Origin of the sequence: Trichocoleus sp. FACHB-6 (assembly GCF_014695815.1) — a bacterium.
Lineage (GTDB): Bacteria > Cyanobacteriota > Cyanobacteriia > Cyanobacteriales > FACHB-T130 > Funiculus > Funiculus sociatus.
This window is the reverse complement of record NZ_JACJOY010000012.1, coordinates 119,760-135,555: the sequence shown is the minus strand read 5'-3', so window position 1 is coordinate 135,555 and position 15,796 is coordinate 119,760. Positions and strand designations below refer to the sequence as shown.

Here is a 15,796-nt window from a genome sequence, read left to right as displayed (position 1 = left end):
GGTTGCTAGGATATGCTTTACTCATGCGGCTCTCTCGGTGCTGTGCAATTCGTATTCGCAGCTTACACCGAGTGAGCTTTTTTACTGCTCAACCAACTTTTAAGACAACCTCTAAAGCAGTAATTTTGTAAGTTTGCTCGGAAAGTAAGCCTAAAAAAGGGTCGATTGCCATACCCCGCCAAATAACATTCTCTGCTAAAGAGCGGTGATCGGCGAAGAAAGTCCACAGACGGCGTGCTGCTCCTGGTGTTATTGCCACCATGTCTCTAATTAGTAGGTTGTAGCCTTTGTCTCCCCACTTTTGGCTAAAAATGATGTAACCTTGTGGTTTATCTTCAGCACCAATTAGATAGGCGTGAATTGTTTCTTCCTTAGACTCGATTATTCCTTTCCAAATTGCCTGATTTCGATCTAGATTGCCACTGGATGCGATCGCTCGTTGGCGGTATAATTCGTGAAAAACTTCATGCTGAGTTGCTGCTACTGGAAAAATGGGGAGAGTGCGATCTTTTAGCAGAATACTGTCTACTGGCACCGACAAACGGCAATAGTTCCCCGCCTGTTCGTAACCAACTTTCCGATAAAGCGCACTCGTAGAGGCGTAGAGTGTTGATATAGGAACACCCGCTTCGTAAAGCTGCTTGACAAGTTCTGTCATCATCGCCGCCGCTACGCCTGTTCCTCGATGTTCGGGAGCAATGCCAACAGATGCGATTCCTGCTATCGCTACGCTAGAACCACCGAACCATTGTCCCATGTGAAGGATGGCTAATCCTCCAGCTACACGTCCATCTTTGCGGATTACCCGAAAGTTGTCTAAGCCGATAAGATTGGCATAATATTGATCGTCGCTGGGGGGAGCATTGAAGCACTGGCACAGTAATGCCAAAAGCTGTTGACTTTCGTCAGAGTTAGAAAAGGTGCCAAATTCAATATTATGTGTCATATAAATTTGGTAATTGGTAATTTGCGTTTTTACTGCTAGATATAAGACTGTATTTTGTGGGCATTGCCTACCTTACAAAAGTGCAATCAGTATTTATAAATTACTGAAGCGATCGCGCGATCGCTTCCCTTAACCAGCTCATCCAAGCGGGTGAGAGCAATTCACCTTACTGGTTCATCCATTAAGAGGTAGTTTTTCTAAAAGCGTTACTTCTAACATCTTTGATAGCGCATTCCCGGCAATTGCAATACTAACCCAAGTAATTCTAGTTGCAACAGCGCACTAGATACAGATCCTGGCGTTAAATTAGTTTGTTGCACAATTAAATCAAACGGCGCAGGTTCAAGGGAAATAGCTTGAAAAACTTGTTTGAGTTCTGGTTCCAAATCCGGCAAGGAAGATTGATTAAATAACTCTAATTGCTGCACCGAATCGAGTTGTGGAATTGCTCCTAACATTTCTAACAAATGCGCTTCATCAAGAAACGACATAGCTCCCTTATTAAGCAATCTTAGACAACCCATTGACTGCTGATCATCTAATCTTGCAGGCAAAGCATAGACATCTCTACAAAACTCATTAGCATAGTCGGCAGTAATCAAAGCACCGGATCTTGTAGGCGCTTCCATCACCATAATTGCCCGGCTCAAACCAGCAATAATTCGATTGCGTGGGGGAAAATGTTCCCGTGTTGGTGGCGTATCTGCTGGATACTCGCTTAAGGCTAATCCGTGATGCAAAATCTGTTCGTATAAAGATTTATTGTTCCTGGGATAAACTACATTCACGCCAGTGCCTAAAACTGCCAGCGTTCGTCCTCCAGCTTCTATACAGGCGCGATGTGCTTCTGTGTCAATTCCATCTGCCATACCAGAAACAATTGTGAAACCATTTTTTGCCAGCACTGTACTGATTTTGCGAGTCCAACGCTTGCCATACTCGGAGGGTTTGCGAGTCCCGACAATGCCAATCATCGGCGTAATACCTTGATTTTCCAGAAGTTGGACTTTGCCGCGATAGTACAGCACTGGCGGCGGGGTAGGAGTCTCTAGGAGTAAGCGGGGATAATCTGCATCAGCTGGTGTCCAGAAACAGGGATTTTTCGCCGAGTGTTGCTCTAATAATTGTCGCGGATTAAGGCGCGATCGCTTCTCTACCACCACCTCAATTGTCTGACGCCCAAACCCCTCTACCTCTCGCAAGGCACCGGGACTGGCAAGCCATGCTTCCGAGAGTGTGCCAAAATGCTTTTGCAAGCGTCCAAGCAAAATTGGCCCAATTTTAGGAATTTGCGACCATGCCAGCCAAAAGGCGCGTTCTTCTACCAATTACCTACCCTCGTCGCCATTCAGATTCCAGCATACTAATCAGATAAAGGCTCCAGTAGTTGCCACCTACTTTCGCACATTCGCGTCGGTAGCTTTGTTTCTCAAAATATTCTCGTTCCCAAACTCAGCCTGGGAACGAGAAATAATATCAAGTCGCTGAACGCTGTTGTTTCAAATAAGCAAAAACCGACTTGTCGCCAATATCATCGGGGATTTCTTGAACAGTTTTTCGCAGAGCAAACACGATAAATAGAACCGCCCAAACTCCTAATAATTTCTGTTCTACTGAAACTGGTAAAACGCCAGCTAGATGGCCTAGTAATAGGACTGGAACTAAAGGCGTGAGAATTTTTGTTTCTAACCGGTGAAAGCAAAAACCTTCTTTAAAATAAATCCCCGTCAACGATACAAAGGTAAAACCAATCCCGAAAAGTGTAACTGGGTAATTGTATACAGTTAAAGCCAGAGGTTCGCTACTTTGGAGTGCCAAAAACGCTGCCGATACCGCACCAATTACCCAAAAAGCTTGTAATAGTCGGTGCAGTGGTTCCAGGTAAATATGAATGGTAACTAAGCTGACACCCAATGCTAAACAAAAGCAAGCATATAAGGGAGTTAGTAAGGACAATTGGGTTGTATTTGTTCCCAATACCAACCAGCTACCCAAGGCAAAGCTTAAAGCTGCTACCATTAACCCGGCGCGATAAATTATTACACCAGTGCGATCGCTTCCGGTTAACGTAAACTCTCCAAACTGCCCTTGATAAACTACTGGTTCTAACTGAGCATCACTCTGAGTCATACTTTGCTTTCCTTTATTGCTGTTTAATTATGTCTACTTACTTAAGATAACTTTTACTACATCTCCCCAGTTTAGTTGCAGTTGCTGCTGAGCATTACCACAATTAACAGCAATTTCTACCCATCCATGAGAACCAACTAAAGCAACCAGATTTCCAGGGGGGCTGTCATGGTAAGTTGTTGTACCTAGGATGGTATATTTATCTACCTCAACAAACCAAGATTTTTCTTCCACTAGAGTACCGGGAATGTTGGTAATTAAGTTGCCGAAGCGATCGCTATACTGAATGCAACCCACTACACCCGCCTCTGTAACCCTGTATTCAGGTATGGGCAACTGTACCAGAGTTTCCGGATTAATTGCTGTTCCCAGTTGTTCTAGGGGAACGCCACTGGCAAGATGAGCGCCTGCTGGGGCAAAAATATCTCGTCCGTGAAAGGTGGTGCTGGGTTCTCTCGTGCGCCAATAACTGGGGTTAGTGAGTTCGACAGCCGTAACGTCGCTACTTGTGATAATGCCACTAAATATCCCGTTATCTGGCCCCACCAGGAAGCTGTCGCCGAATTGAATAGCGATCGCTCTCCGATTACTCCCCACCCCCGGATCAACTACAGCAATATGCACCGTCCCTGGTGGGAAATATGGGTAAGCACTCATCAGACAAAACCTTGCCGCGGCGATGTTCTGAGGTGGAATGTCGTGCGTCAGATCCACCATATTCAGAGTTGGGTTGACTTGGGCAATTACACCCTTCATCACCCCCACATACACATCACTCAACCCAAAATCAGTGAGAAGGGTGAGAATTTTGGTTTTGTGCATCTGCGATCGCTGGCGCTTGTAGGAGCCAACTTATAACCCTAGCTAGATATTTGTGAATTTTCGGTAACAAAGGCTACCGTTTATCCTAGTGTAGGCTATATTAAAAATGTAAGAGATACCTCAAGTCGAGCCAAAAGAATGTCCATTATGAGCGGAAGACGTCAAGATAACCGGAAAAATGCAGCGGCGGCTCATCGGGAGAACATCCAAAAAAGCTTGCAGCATCGTTTAGAAGTCGCTAGAGCAAAAGGTGACGAAGCCTTGGTTCGTCAGTTGGAAGCAGAAGCCAACTACTTCAACTAAGCCCGATAGCATCAGCGCAGTGATAATTTGCCATTTTGGGAGGTGTAGTGGGGTGTAACCGTCACGAAACCCATCCCATATACCTTGCTAAAAAACTCAAAGGGGGATGCCGCATTACGGCATCCCCCTTTGGCTTTTGCCTCTTGCCTTCTTACCGTCCGCCCACAACTACATTTTTGATTCGCAGATGGGGGCCACCGACGCTTACAGGAAGAGGCATTTGTCCGCCTTTACCGCAACCGCCGCTAACATAAATTGAGTCGTTACCAATTGCCTCAATATCTTTGAGAGTTTGGAAAACATTACCCGTGAGAGTGACATCGTTAACTTTTTCAGCTAACTTGCCATTGCGAATCATGTAACCTTCCGCAGCAGCAAAGGTGAACATCTCGCCGTTAGTTTGTCCGCCTAGCATCCGCACTGCATAAACACCTTCCTCAATATCCTTAATCATGTCTTGGAAGGAGTGTTCACCCGTTTCAATGCCAGTGTTAGTCATCCGCACAATGGGGGGATAAGTGGCATTGAGCGCTCTAGCGTTGCCTGTGGGAGCTTCGTGCATTTTGCCAGCAGTTTCGCGGTTATGCAGGCGTTGGGTGAGGATGCCGTCTTTAATTAGATATTTGCGCTGAGCGGGAACACCTTCATCGTCATACTTGAGAGAACCGGGTAAACCGGGCATGGTAGCATCGTCTACTACGTTCAACTGCTTAATCCCTAGAGGTTTGCCCAGAGCAAGTAATTCTTGCATTTTGGGATTTTCGTAGATACCATCAGCTTCGGAAAGATGTCCAAAGGCTTCGTGAATGAAGACTCCAGCGAGATAGGGGTCGAGAACTACAGTATATTGTCCCCCTTTAACGGATTTTGCTTCTAGCTGCCCGACAGCGCGTTTGGCGGCACCTAGTACGCGGTCTTCGATGCCTTCGAGAATGTTATAGTCAGTGCGGGAGTGGACGGACTCGAAACCTTGGCGGGGAACGGAACCTTCTTCGCGGGCGATCGCGCCAAATCTACCCGACACATCCAGTCTTTCTTGGGCGATGCAGGTGCCGAGGGAATTGACAAAATAGGTAGTGCCGAAGCGATCGCTCATACTCACCATCGTTGTCTGAATTCGCGGGTCAAAATCCAGCAGCAATTGGTTGTATTTTGCCAAATTACGGCGCTTTTCTTCCAGACTCACCCCACGCGGATCACAGCCTAACTGAACCGCCACATAATCTTGAATTGGCTCAACTGGGGCTAACATAGTAGTTTCTTTACCGACCAGATGCGCTTGAGAAACCGCCTCGGCTATCCGGTCATTCAACTGGGCTAAACCATTGAAAGTAACAAAGCTCCAGCCGCCCTTGTGACAGGCGCGAATGCCACCAGCGAGAGTAAAATTGCGATCCACAGCATCCAATTGGGGGCCGCGAAAGGAGATTGAGGTTGACTCACTCTGCTCTAAGCGAATTTCTAGATAGTCTACGCGATCGCGGTAAGGTGCGATCGCCTCCTGCAACTGATCCTGCATTGAAGTTGTCATTTTTAATTTTTTTAATTCCTAATAGGGATTCTAGGCGAATATCACAGTAGCCTGCTTGTGTTTCGTTTCCTTTAGTTTCTGCCTTATTCTTATTTTGCTGATGTTATAAATCTTCAAAGCGAGGGGATGGGAGCGAATCCTATCGAAAGCTTCACTCGCACAGGGAACGAGTAAAAGGCATGATAGCTTGGTGCAAACCAATCCAAAATCCAAAATCCAAAATGTCCCAACCTCGGTTATGGCGATACCTAGCCGCCGTCGCTGTACTCGCTGCTATCTACTTTGTTACCGGAAAAATAGTTTTTTCTATTCCCAGCATATCGACAGCAACGACACCGCTGTTTCCACCCGCAGGGATTAGCCAAGCTGCACTTTTTTTATTTGGTCGAGGTATATGGCCTGGAGTGGCGCTGGGAGATTTCTTTATTTCGCTTGAGGTGGGACAACCTTGGTATATGGCTTTGGGAATGGCATTTATCCCCAGTTTGCAAGCGATCGCTGGTGCTACACTGCTGCGTCGCCTTGGCTTGCATCCGTCCCTTGAGAGTCTGCGAGATGTTTTAGCATTGGTGGCGCTATCCGCACTTTTGTCCACAATAATCGGCCCCACTTTGGGCGTCACCATCCTCTGCTGGAGCGGCTTTGAGACTTGGAGCAAGTTTACCGCGATTTGGTGGACTTGGTGGGTAGGAGACGCAATGGGAGTGTTAATCCTCGCACCTCTGGTATTGACCTGGTTTAGGGGCGAACTACGGCGAATGCGATCGCGCTGGCATCAGATAAACCTACAGCCTCGACGAGTTATTGAGGCAGTAGTATTGTGTTTGATGTTGTTGGGTGTATCCTGGGCAGTCTTCGGATCGGCTAGCAAAATCGTAAGCGATCGCTACCCAATTGAGTACCTACCCTTACCTTTAGTCATTTGGGCTGCCTTCCGTTTTGGTCAACGCGGCACCGTATTGGCAACCCTGTTCGTCTCTAGTATCGCCATCTGGGGAGCCTCCAAAGGCAGGGGCCCCTTCATTGGACAGACAGATAATATCAACCAGGCGATCCTGGCTCTGCAAACCTTCATGGGGGTTGAAGCCATTACTGCCCTCGTTCTGGCGGCAACAGTTACAGAACGCAAACAAACTGAGATTTTTCTGCGCCAGAGCGAGGCCAGTTTAGCCAATGCCCAACGCATCGCCCATCTAGGTAGCTGGGATTTGGATCTGGTTAGACAACAATTGCAGTGGTCGGATGAACATTATCGCATCTTGGGTTTTTCCCCAAAAGCCTTTGAGCCTACGGTGGAAATCTTCTTAAATTCAGTTCACCCAGACGACCAACAAAGGATCAAAGAGCTGCTAGACGGGGCATCGTTTCATAACCAGCCTTTCAGCACTGACTTCCGAATTATTCTACCCGATAATCAAGAGCGCATTGTCCAGGGAAGTTGTGAGACTATTCAGGAACCATCAGGTAGGATAATTCGCCTGATCGGTACGATTCAAGACATCAGCAAACAAAAAAGGATTGAGAAAGCGCTGCTGGAATCAGAAGCACAATTGCTCGAACTTGCCCACAACCTGGATCAGAAAGTGACAGAGAGGACGCTGGAGTTAGAACAAAAAAATGAAGAATTAGCGCGATCGCTATTTTTAGTTCAACAAACCCAGCAGCAATTAATTCAATCTGAAAAAATGTCAAGTTTGGGAGAGTTGGTAGGCGGTATCGCTCACGAAATTAATAACCCGATTAACTTTATCTACGGCAATATCATCCATACCAGCAACTATGCCCAAAACCTGATTGACGTTTTAAACCTCTACCAAAAATACTATCCCGCACCAGAAAAAGCAATCCAAGCTGTAAGTGAGACAGTTGAGCTGGACTTTATAATCGACGATCTCCCGAAAGTTTTGTCCTCCATGCACAACGGTGCCGAACGCATCCGTCAGATTGTTATTTCTTTACGTAACTTCTCCCGACTCGATGAATCGGAAATGAAGCCAGTAAATATCCATGAAGGAATAGATAGTACCTTGCTGATTTTACAGCGTCGTCTCAAAGGTCGTCCAGGGCATCCAGACATTGAAGTAATCAAAGAATATGGGCAATTGCCTCTAGTTGAATGTTATCCCGGAGAACTAAATCAGGTATTTTTGAACATACTTAATAATGCCATTGATGCTTTAGAGCAAAGAATGAAAGACGAAGGAAAAATGTTTATTAATGATAATTACAGTAATTCAGTTTTTACGCTTGAAGCTTATGTTTTGAACATCAGCACCCAACTTTTAGATAATAATTGGATGCAAATTAAAATATCAGATAATGGAATAGGTATAGAAGAAGCGGCAATAAATAAAATATTCGACCCATTTTTTACAACAAAAGAAGTTGGTAAAGGCACAGGATTAGGTTTGTCTATCTGCTATCAAATAATTGTAGAAAAGCACAAAGGACAACTGAAATGTTTATCTGGGTCTGGTTGGACAACATTTGAGATAAACATTCCTCTGCGGCAGCGTGGTCAACTTTGAGACAGTAGCTATACTGGGGAAAAGCAAAATGCCTAACGACTAAAGTCAAAGGCGAACAAACTAAGCCTGCTCACGTCAAGCTTTGCTGGTATAGCCCCAGGATAAGAGCCTGTGGGAATATTATTGATTAGCCAAGGAGAGAAAAAGCGCCTATGAAATTTGAACTAATTAACTGGATGGTCAATATAGCGCGTGTTTTGCGCCTCAATAGCCGCTGGATGACTTGGAATCTATTTTTGGCATTTATTCCTTTGGCTTTGAGTGTTTGGCTATTTCGCAGTAACCAAAAGCGATCACTTATCTGGTGGGTGGGATTGTGCGTTTTTGTGGCTTTTTTGCCCAATGCTCCCTATCTATTGACGGATATCATTCACCTAATTCAGGATATTCGCGCTATCAACTCGGTGTGGATGATTACCCTGATTCTGATTCCCCAGTATTTGCTAGTTATCCTAGCTGGGTTTGAAGCCTACGTTTTATCGATAATTAACCTGGGTTACTACTTACAACGGCAAGGTTTAGGTAAATATATTCTTGCAGTTGAATTGACGTTGCACGGTCTAAGCGCTGTTGGCATCTTTCTAGGAAGATTCCTCCGCTTCAACAGTTGGGACTTGATTACCCAACCGGATGCCTTATTGACAAGCGTAGTCGATGATTTAGTAGGCAAATGGCCGCTGCTGGTTATGATTATCACCTTTGGGGTGGTGACTTTGTTGTACTGGCTGATGAAGCAAGTCAGTTTGGGGATAATTTGGCGATCGCGATCGCCGAAGGAGTCAAAAGTTAGCAGTTATCAGTAACTAGCTTAAATTTCCTCAGCAGCAAAGAGGCGAACTGCGCGAACTAAATCCGGTGGCGTGCCAATATCCAAGTATGTACCCTCTGGAAACGCCTCTGCTTCTACCCGCAAACCATTGTCAATTCCAGCCTGAATCACATCCCCAATCGGCAACTCTCGCTGTGGTGCTAAACTACTGAGTGCCAGGATACCAGCCAGATGCTCGTGCATAAACTGTGTAAAAACTGGTGTCCAAACTGCAATACCCCACATATATCGCAGTTGACTCTGTGGTGGTTTTTCGATCACCTTGTATACTCGTCCGGCGGCATCAAAATCAACCATACCAGCTTTTTGCGGCTCTTCTGTAGGGAATAATCCTAAGACAACATCGGCATTACTAGCTTCAAGACGTGCGAGTAACCGCACGAAAGCATCATCCGGATGAAAAAGAATGTCAGGAAAACCCATTGCTACAACAGCATCTTGCACAAAGGGATAGGCTTGATCTAAAGTGTAAGCCGCGCCGAAAGGCAAACTGATAATTAAATAGCCCATGTTCATGTTCAGCATGGAGCCATCGCCAAAATAGGCAGGGATATCCCACTTACCCGGACGCAACACGGTGTAAGCCTTGGTAATACCTGCCAGCCGCATCTTTTCGAGTAGGTAATGGCAAACGACTTTGGGGCGTAAGCTGTTATCATCCACGCGGCGAAATCCAATTGGATACAATTCTTTGCTAACTGGTAAAGGGGAAATTCGCGCTGCTTGTCCTCCTGCTGGTAGCAGTCCAATTACTTGCCGCTGTTTCATTTGATTGCTGTTGGTCATGGTAGATGGCGTAAGCCAGGAGAAAGAGAAAATGAGAAACTTTCCTGTCAAAAGAAAGATGAATAAGTATTAGTCTTGACGTGAAATGAACTGCTCAACATCGACTATTTCAAATCGAAACCGGTCAATATTCCCAAGATAACTATTCTGCTAGACCACGGTTATCACCTTGATTATTTGATTGAGAAGTTAGAGCAGGTTTATCCTCAGATCATGACAAAAATCAGGTTTGAGCGTTCGACGAAACCCTCGAAACAAGAGAAGGAGGTGCAAGGAAAATCTGGATTTGTCCCAGCCATCGCACGATGGGTGATTGAACGTTCCAATGCTTGGATGGAGCGCTGTAAGAGTCTGGTGAAGAACGAAGAAGCGCACCTTATCTCATGCCACAACCAAAATCGATCTCTGCTTTGTCAGGCTAATATTCAAACGGCTTTCAGCTCCTTCCTGAGCTCTCAAATGGGTTCTATAATCGTTAAAATAATATAGAACAAAACGCGACCAAAGAAGTGCTGATGAAGCGGCTCTCTCAAGAGGACTTACGGGCGTTGACTCCGTTGATATGGGAGCGTGCCATAGGGATTGGCACGCTTCAGTTAGACATACATCAGCGGCTAAAATTGGATGCTGTTTAAAGACAGAACTTTTCTAGGATGAGCTGGTAGCAGAACTTCTAGACATGGCGTGTCTACTTCGTTCCAGCTTCGCTACCTTTACCCCTAAATAGATTCTTCCACATCCTCGCTTTCCTTACCAATTAGTAGCGAAATACTGCCGCAACAGGGGTATTGTCCGGTACTTTTTCCGGTTCAACAGCATATACCGTTCCTCCGTGAAAGATCGTTTGAATCGCTGCTGCATTGAGCAAATCTTCATCACCAGGACGAGCCTCATTATGTATCTCAAGTTCCATTGAGTCCGGGTCAAAATGTCCCCATCTTTGTACACCAATCGGAACAAAAAGCTGTTCTACGCGACCATAAAATGCCCCTTGAATGACTTCATTCAAATCATTTGATCCTTTGCCAGCCGCAATTGACTCATGATAATAATCGATCGCTTTTTCCTGGTCTGCTTTAAACTGTGGCTCTATGATTGCCCATGCTTCTGCATGAAGTTCTTCTGCCGTTCGCTCTTTTGTGTTGTGTTGAATTCCTTCTTCCACAATGAAATTGTAGGTATTTGCCTCGTGATAAATCGGCAGCAAATAGCTAACGCCAGCTAGAACAAGCGGCGAGCGGCGATTGCGGAAGAAGTCGTGCAAGCTTTTATCAACTAACAGGAAATATTGCAGCAAATCTTCCTTAACGTTTTCGCGTTCGCCGCCCTGTCCGTGATAGGAACCACCTGCTTGCAAAGCTGAACGGCCTGCGCCCGCGCCCTGACGTCGCTGTTCATCTTTCGCCGTTTCGTCATACTGCAAGGCTTCATCCATACTCTTCGGCAAGCCTTCGATTTCGACTTCACGGGTGATGCCGTAGCGGTTGCATTCCACAAGGCGCACATCCCGTTGACCGAGCGTGAGAATATAGAAGCGGTCATCTCCACTCAACAGCGGAATTAGTGGCTTGAGATGAAAGCGATCGCTTACGACTACCAGTTCAATCAGGTCGATCGGTACCCGATAGAAACGGAAGAACCCTTCTGAGATGAACAATGCTAAACCTGCGCTCTGTTGCTGCCAGAATTCATCTTCATCCAGTTCACTCGCAGGCTGAAGAAATTGGCTTGGATCAGTCGGGTGCAATTCATATTTTTTTAACTCCGCTTCCGCCTGCCGAAGTAGATTTTTAAAGCGGACAGAGTTTTGCTGAGTTTCTGAACTAAGCTGCACGGTCGGCATGTATATTGATACACACAGTCCTTGCGGCTGTTCGACGAGTTCTTTCAGTTCTTCGATCGAAAGGAAGCTCATATTATTAAGACAGGATTAAAAAGATGTGCAAGGAAACCCTCATACTATAAAAACTTTTCCAAGCCGAAGCCCCTGCCGAATGGTAGAAAAGAAGCTCAGAGGTCGCTGCAATACGCTATGAGAACTAGATTCAAAGGAGGTAAGGACGTTAATCCAGAACTGTCCAGAATTGTAAGGATGTCAAATGGGTTCTATGCCGGTGCAAAAGGCGGGGCCAGATATTAGACAAAACCCGGTTCGTTTCAAAAATCTCATTCGTGAGGCAGAGCAACGTTTGGATGAAATGGGTCTTGACCATCAACAGACAATGGAATGGTTCCAGCAAGTGCATGAGCTTGATACTGGTGATTTTTGGGAAAACCAAGACCACGGACTGGCAATTTTTGTGTCGCCAGATGTATTTCGCTACTACTATCTTCCGGAAGAGTTTCAACACTTGGTGGTTGTAAGCGATCGCTTCCACCTAAAGCCGCTGCTGCATCTAATCAACAACGATGGGAAATTCTACATTCTGGTTCTTAGCCAAAAGCAGGTTAAGTTGCTAGAGGCAACCCGCTCCACCGTTAAGGAGGTAGAGTTAGAAGGTTTGCCTAAGACATGGATGAAGCTCTCCAATATAACGAGACGGCTAAGGAGGGTCAGTTCCGGATCAGCACATCGAAAGGTGGAACCGCTAATGCTGCTCAGCAGGCGGGCAGTTTTCATGGACAAGGAAGTCCTGATAGGGATGATATTAAGCAGGACATCCTGCAATATTTCCACATCGTTGATGACGCATTGCACAATTTCCTGAAAAATAAGAAATCGCCTTTAGTGTTGGCAGGAGTTGAGTATCTATTTCCATACAAAGAGGCTAATAATTACAAACATTTAGTAGAGGAAGAGATTACTGAAAATCCGGAAAATGTCAAGCCTGAAGAATGGCAGTCACAAGCTTGGGAAATTGTAGAACCTCTATTTCATCAGAAAATTGAGCGAGCTGTAGAGGAATACAAGGAACTAGCTGGAAACGATACGAGTAAAGTATCTCACGACATCCAAGAAATCATTCAATCTGCTTATTATCAACGGGTTGATTCTTTGTTTGTGGCAGTAGGCGAACAGCATTGGGGACAGTTTAACCCGGATACAATGACGGTAGATTTACATCCGGAACCACAGCCGGATGATGAGGATATGGTGGATTTTGCTGCCGTGCATACGCTTTTGAATGGTGGCACAGTTTATGCTGTGGAACCGGAAAAAGTGCCTGATGAAGCTCCGGTGGCGGCAATTTTACGGTTTTAAAGCCACTGAGGCAAGAGTTGGGAGGTTAAAGCCTTGCAACTCTTCCACGAACTACCCAAGTTGACGACGGGCGGCTTCGAGAATCAAGCGTTGTTCAGCACGAGCGATCGCGTTATATGTTCTTTCAACTGCATCCGGTTCCACGGAAATTGAAGTAATACCCCACTGTACTAGCTGGTCAATCAATTCGGGATATTGAGCTGGAGCTTGACCGCAGATAGAACAGGGGATACCCGCTTGTTTTGCCCCAGCGATGAGTTGCGCGATCGCTTGAATCACTGCGGGATGACGCTCATCAAACGCACTCGCCATCTGTGCGTGCTCACGGTCAACTCCTAAAACCAGCTGAGTCAGATCATTAGAGCCAATAGAGATGCCCATGCAGCCTGCTTTGACGTAATCTGCTAGGAGAAACAAAACAGACGGCACTTCAGCCATGATCCAGAGTTGAAATTGGGCAGATTCAGTTAACCCAGCTGCGATCGCGCGATGGCGACAAAAGGAAAACTCCTCAACGGTGCGGACAAAAGGCAAGAGCAAGTGCATATTGGTGTAGCCAGACTGCTGTACGCTGGCTAAAGCTGCCATTTCCAAATCGAACAAGGCGGGGTCAGAAGTGGCGCTGAAGGTTCCCCTGTTACCTAGCATTGGATTGGCTTCGGCTTGTACTTGACGAGAACCGATTAAAGAGAGAAATTCGTGCGATCGCAAATCCAGAGAACGGTAAAATACCGGACGCGGCGCAAAAGCAGCAGCAAACTCACACAACTTTTGGGACAGAAGCCCCACTAATTCGCGATCGCGCCCCTGTTGTAGCCAACGGTGGGGGTGTTGGCCCTCCACTAAGTCCAACACCAGTAATTCTGAACGTAATAAGCCGACTCCATCGACAGGAAGATTCGCTGCACGTTCGATACTACTCAGCTGACTCAGGTTGACAAGTAGTTGAGTAACAATGGGGAATTGGAAATTGGAAATTGGCGGTTGTTTGTTAGCTAACGGCTTTTGATTAATCACTAATGACTCTTCATCGCTAAGGCGATATACTTCTCCTCGATCGCCATCAAGTAGCACCGAGTCACCACTTTGAATCAGCTGTCTAGCACCGATAGCGCCCACTACAGCGGGAATACCCAGTTCTCTAGCAACAATCGCAGCGTGACAAGTCATTCCACCTTGTTCAGCGATCACCCCCACAGCTTGTCGTAGCAGGGGAAGCAAATCAGGAGTGATGTTTTTGGTAACTAAAATTTTGCCGCTAACTGCTGCTAATGAAACTCCGTCTGCTTCTGACCACTGCGTGTGATGGTTCTCTGTTAATACGTGGGCGATCGCGATCGCTTGTCCCGGCGCCGCTGCTAGTCCCTTAATTGAGTGCTGCTGCTGTGATGCTGTAGGTGTTAGCCCAGGTGTCGCCGCAACGCGATCGCCTTCCCCTGGATTGTGGCTAGTCGGGGATGAGCGGGAAGATAAAGAATGTACAGCTGGCCGTGAATTGAATGAAGCCATAGATGAATCACTGCTAACTGCTGGTTGCCAATCTCGGACTTCCGACTCCCTCAAGTTGACTGCTGCCTGCTGAATGCTTACTTGCGTAAGATAAAGCTTGTCGCCTTCATTTGCATGGGGAGAAATTATCCACTCCAGAGAAAAAGCTGGCCCGAGTTCAGCCTTTAGTTGCCTTGCCAGGTTTATTAGATCATTTAAGTTCTTTTCTGACAAAGCGTAATTTTTTTGTTGATCCTCGTCCAGAAGATAAGGCTCTAGACCTTCATCAGCCATCAACCCAGCGACATAAGCCTTTACTGCCACCTGAACACTGTCCGTGCTGTTTTCAAACCCGTCTGTAGAGTATTGTTTAATCCGATAGGCACGGGTTTTAATTCCTAAGTTGCGGGTTTGCACTTCACCCGTTTCTGGTTGCACTTGGTAGGAATCTGGAACCACCTCGCCGCGAAACAGCGCCCTCCCCATTCCCCAAGTTGCCTGAATTTCCCAAAGTTCGGGTAAGACGTGCAGAGTACCAGAAGCGATCGCTTCCATCAGCGGTTGTACTAAAATTCCCAGATTTATCTGAGTTACCTGAATACCAGAAGACTGCCAATAAAATAAACTTCGGGCGCGGAACAGTTCCGCCCAACTTAATTTCAGCCCCCCAGCCAAAGCCTCTGGCGACGCAAGACAAGTATGGGATTCTAAAAGTCCAGACTCCTGTACTAGCGACCAGTTGCTTGTTCGTAGTACGGATGCCGAACTTCCCACCAATGCTAGAGAAGGGCGTAAAATCAACACTGGGGAATGCCAACGCTCTTGTGCGGAGTTTATGTTTTCCAGCCAAGACTCCGGTAAAGCAGCAGTGGTAATTTCTTGACGAATTTTTTGGGCGAGATGCTGCAACTGTTTGGGATTATCCACATCCAGGTGTAGCGAAGAATAAGGTAAATCCAAGCCCAGCGGTTCTGACCATTCGACGCTTTCGAGAAATTCATGGGTAGCGATCGCTGGAACCACAAAACCGGGGACGACCGGATAGCCACGCTGCATGACTCTGCTCAAAAAGAAGGCTTTGTCTCCCACCAGCGTCCGGTCGATTGATTTAATTTCCTCAAGCCAGTGGAGATTATCCATAAGAATTAAAAATTAAACATTTAACAGCAAGCCTTCTTAATTGTTAATTCTTAATTTTGGATTTTTCATTGTTTGCCCAAACTTGCCACTG

The 15,796-nt window shown here is 46.2% G+C and carries 12 protein-coding genes and 2 pseudogenes; 6 read left to right on the top strand and 8 right to left on the bottom strand.

The features are described 5' to 3' along the window. Positions 1 to 88: 88 nt before the first annotated feature. The 4 genes from H6F66_RS02165 to H6F66_RS02150 all read right to left on the bottom strand — a co-directional run bounded on the left by H6F66_RS02165 (position 89) and on the right by H6F66_RS02150 (position 3,898). Positions 89 to 946, bottom strand: coding sequence for a GNAT family N-acetyltransferase (locus H6F66_RS02165; protein ID WP_190417739.1), 858 nt, complete (start codon positions 944 to 946; stop codon positions 89 to 91). 212 nt (positions 947 to 1,158) lie between these two features. Continuing rightward, a complete protein-coding gene (dprA, locus tag H6F66_RS02160) occupies positions 1,159 to 2,274 on the bottom strand; it encodes a DNA-processing protein DprA (RefSeq protein WP_190417737.1) in 1,116 nt (371 codons plus the stop codon). Positions 2,275 to 2,422: 148 nt separating this feature from the next. After that, positions 2,423 to 3,076 (bottom strand): DUF2301 domain-containing membrane protein, encoded by a 654-nt coding sequence (locus tag H6F66_RS02155; protein WP_190417735.1) that lies wholly within the window; start codon positions 3,074 to 3,076, stop codon positions 2,423 to 2,425. 33 nt (positions 3,077 to 3,109) lie between these two features. After that, positions 3,110 to 3,898, bottom strand: a complete 789-nt coding sequence (locus H6F66_RS02150; RefSeq protein ID WP_190417734.1) for an SAM-dependent chlorinase/fluorinase — start codon at positions 3,896 to 3,898, stop codon at positions 3,110 to 3,112. 147 nt (positions 3,899 to 4,045) lie between these two features. Here H6F66_RS02150 and H6F66_RS02145 point away from each other — a divergent pair, with 147 nt between their 5' ends. Next, positions 4,046 to 4,201 (top strand): hypothetical protein, encoded by a 156-nt coding sequence (locus H6F66_RS02145; RefSeq protein WP_190417777.1) that lies wholly within the window; start codon positions 4,046 to 4,048, stop codon positions 4,199 to 4,201. A 151-nt stretch (positions 4,202 to 4,352) separates the two neighbouring features. Here the strand turns inward: H6F66_RS02145 and H6F66_RS02140 are convergent, their stop codons facing one another. Continuing rightward, on the bottom strand, positions 4,353 to 5,720 hold the full coding sequence (locus H6F66_RS02140) for a metallopeptidase TldD-related protein (protein ID WP_190417773.1): 1,368 nt from the start codon (positions 5,718 to 5,720) through the stop codon (positions 4,353 to 4,355). Positions 5,721 to 5,953: 233 nt separating this feature from the next. On the opposite strand from H6F66_RS02140, the gene H6F66_RS27500 reads away from it, so the two are divergent. Then, on the top strand, positions 5,954 to 8,260 hold the full coding sequence (locus H6F66_RS27500; protein WP_199313286.1) for an MASE1 domain-containing protein: 2,307 nt from the start codon (positions 5,954 to 5,956) through the stop codon (positions 8,258 to 8,260). A gap of 152 nt (positions 8,261 to 8,412) precedes the next feature. Continuing rightward, positions 8,413 to 9,063, top strand: a complete 651-nt coding sequence (locus H6F66_RS02130) for a DUF1361 domain-containing protein (protein WP_190417731.1) — start codon at positions 8,413 to 8,415, stop codon at positions 9,061 to 9,063. A gap of 5 nt (positions 9,064 to 9,068) precedes the next feature. Here the strand turns inward: H6F66_RS02130 and H6F66_RS02125 are convergent, their stop codons facing one another. After that, positions 9,069 to 9,857, bottom strand: coding sequence for a sugar phosphate nucleotidyltransferase (locus H6F66_RS02125; protein ID WP_190417768.1), 789 nt, complete (start codon positions 9,855 to 9,857; stop codon positions 9,069 to 9,071). Positions 9,858 to 9,962: 105 nt separating this feature from the next. Between H6F66_RS02125 and H6F66_RS02120 the strand changes: the two are divergent. Then, positions 9,963 to 10,326, top strand: a pseudogene (locus H6F66_RS02120) (hypothetical protein); the annotation flags it as partial. 306 nt (positions 10,327 to 10,632) lie between these two features. Here the strand turns inward: H6F66_RS02120 and H6F66_RS02115 are convergent. Beyond that, the gene (locus tag H6F66_RS02115) at positions 10,633 to 11,790 is read right to left on the bottom strand and encodes a hypothetical protein (RefSeq protein WP_190417729.1); all 1,158 of its coding nucleotides are present in this window, start codon (positions 11,788 to 11,790) and stop codon (positions 10,633 to 10,635) included. A 184-nt stretch (positions 11,791 to 11,974) separates the two neighbouring features. On the opposite strand from H6F66_RS02115, the pseudogene H6F66_RS28180 reads away from it, so the two are divergent. After that, positions 11,975 to 12,355: pseudogene (locus H6F66_RS28180) on the top strand (hypothetical protein); the annotation flags it as partial. Between the two features lie 32 nt (positions 12,356 to 12,387). Then, entirely contained in the window at positions 12,388 to 13,077 is a 690-nt protein-coding gene (locus tag H6F66_RS27490) for a hypothetical protein (protein ID WP_242019065.1), read from the top strand. 51 nt (positions 13,078 to 13,128) lie between these two features. Here the strand turns inward: H6F66_RS27490 and H6F66_RS02105 are convergent, their stop codons facing one another. Then, a complete protein-coding gene (locus H6F66_RS02105; protein ID WP_190417727.1) occupies positions 13,129 to 15,705 on the bottom strand; it encodes a putative PEP-binding protein in 2,577 nt (858 codons plus the stop codon). Positions 15,706 to 15,796 lie beyond the last annotated feature (91 nt).

Bases quoted from the DNA above. Each gene is read 5' to 3' on its own strand.
- H6F66_RS02165 (WP_190417739.1), bottom strand. From the start codon at position 946: ATGACACATAATATTGAATTTGGCACCTTTTCTAACTCTGACGAAAGT.
- H6F66_RS02155 (WP_190417735.1), bottom strand. From the start codon at position 3,076: ATGACTCAGAGTGATGCTCAGTTAGAACCAGTAGTTTATCAAGGGCAG.
- H6F66_RS02150 (WP_190417734.1), bottom strand. From the start codon at position 3,898: ATGCACAAAACCAAAATTCTCACCCTTCTCACTGATTTTGGGTTGAGT.
- H6F66_RS02145 (WP_190417777.1), top strand. From the start codon at position 4,046: ATGAGCGGAAGACGTCAAGATAACCGGAAAAATGCAGCGGCGGCTCAT.
- H6F66_RS02140 (WP_190417773.1), bottom strand. From the start codon at position 5,720: ATGCAGGATCAGTTGCAGGAGGCGATCGCACCTTACCGCGATCGCGTA.
- H6F66_RS27500 (WP_199313286.1), top strand. From the start codon at position 5,954: ATGTCCCAACCTCGGTTATGGCGATACCTAGCCGCCGTCGCTGTACTC.
- H6F66_RS02130 (WP_190417731.1), top strand. From the start codon at position 8,413: ATGAAATTTGAACTAATTAACTGGATGGTCAATATAGCGCGTGTTTTG.
- H6F66_RS02125 (WP_190417768.1), bottom strand. From the start codon at position 9,857: ATGAAACAGCGGCAAGTAATTGGACTGCTACCAGCAGGAGGACAAGCA.
- H6F66_RS02115 (WP_190417729.1), bottom strand. From the start codon at position 11,790: ATGAGCTTCCTTTCGATCGAAGAACTGAAAGAACTCGTCGAACAGCCG.
- H6F66_RS27490 (WP_242019065.1), top strand. From the start codon at position 12,388: ATGGATGAAGCTCTCCAATATAACGAGACGGCTAAGGAGGGTCAGTTC.
- H6F66_RS02105 (WP_190417727.1), bottom strand. From the start codon at position 15,705: ATGGATAATCTCCACTGGCTTGAGGAAATTAAATCAATCGACCGGACG.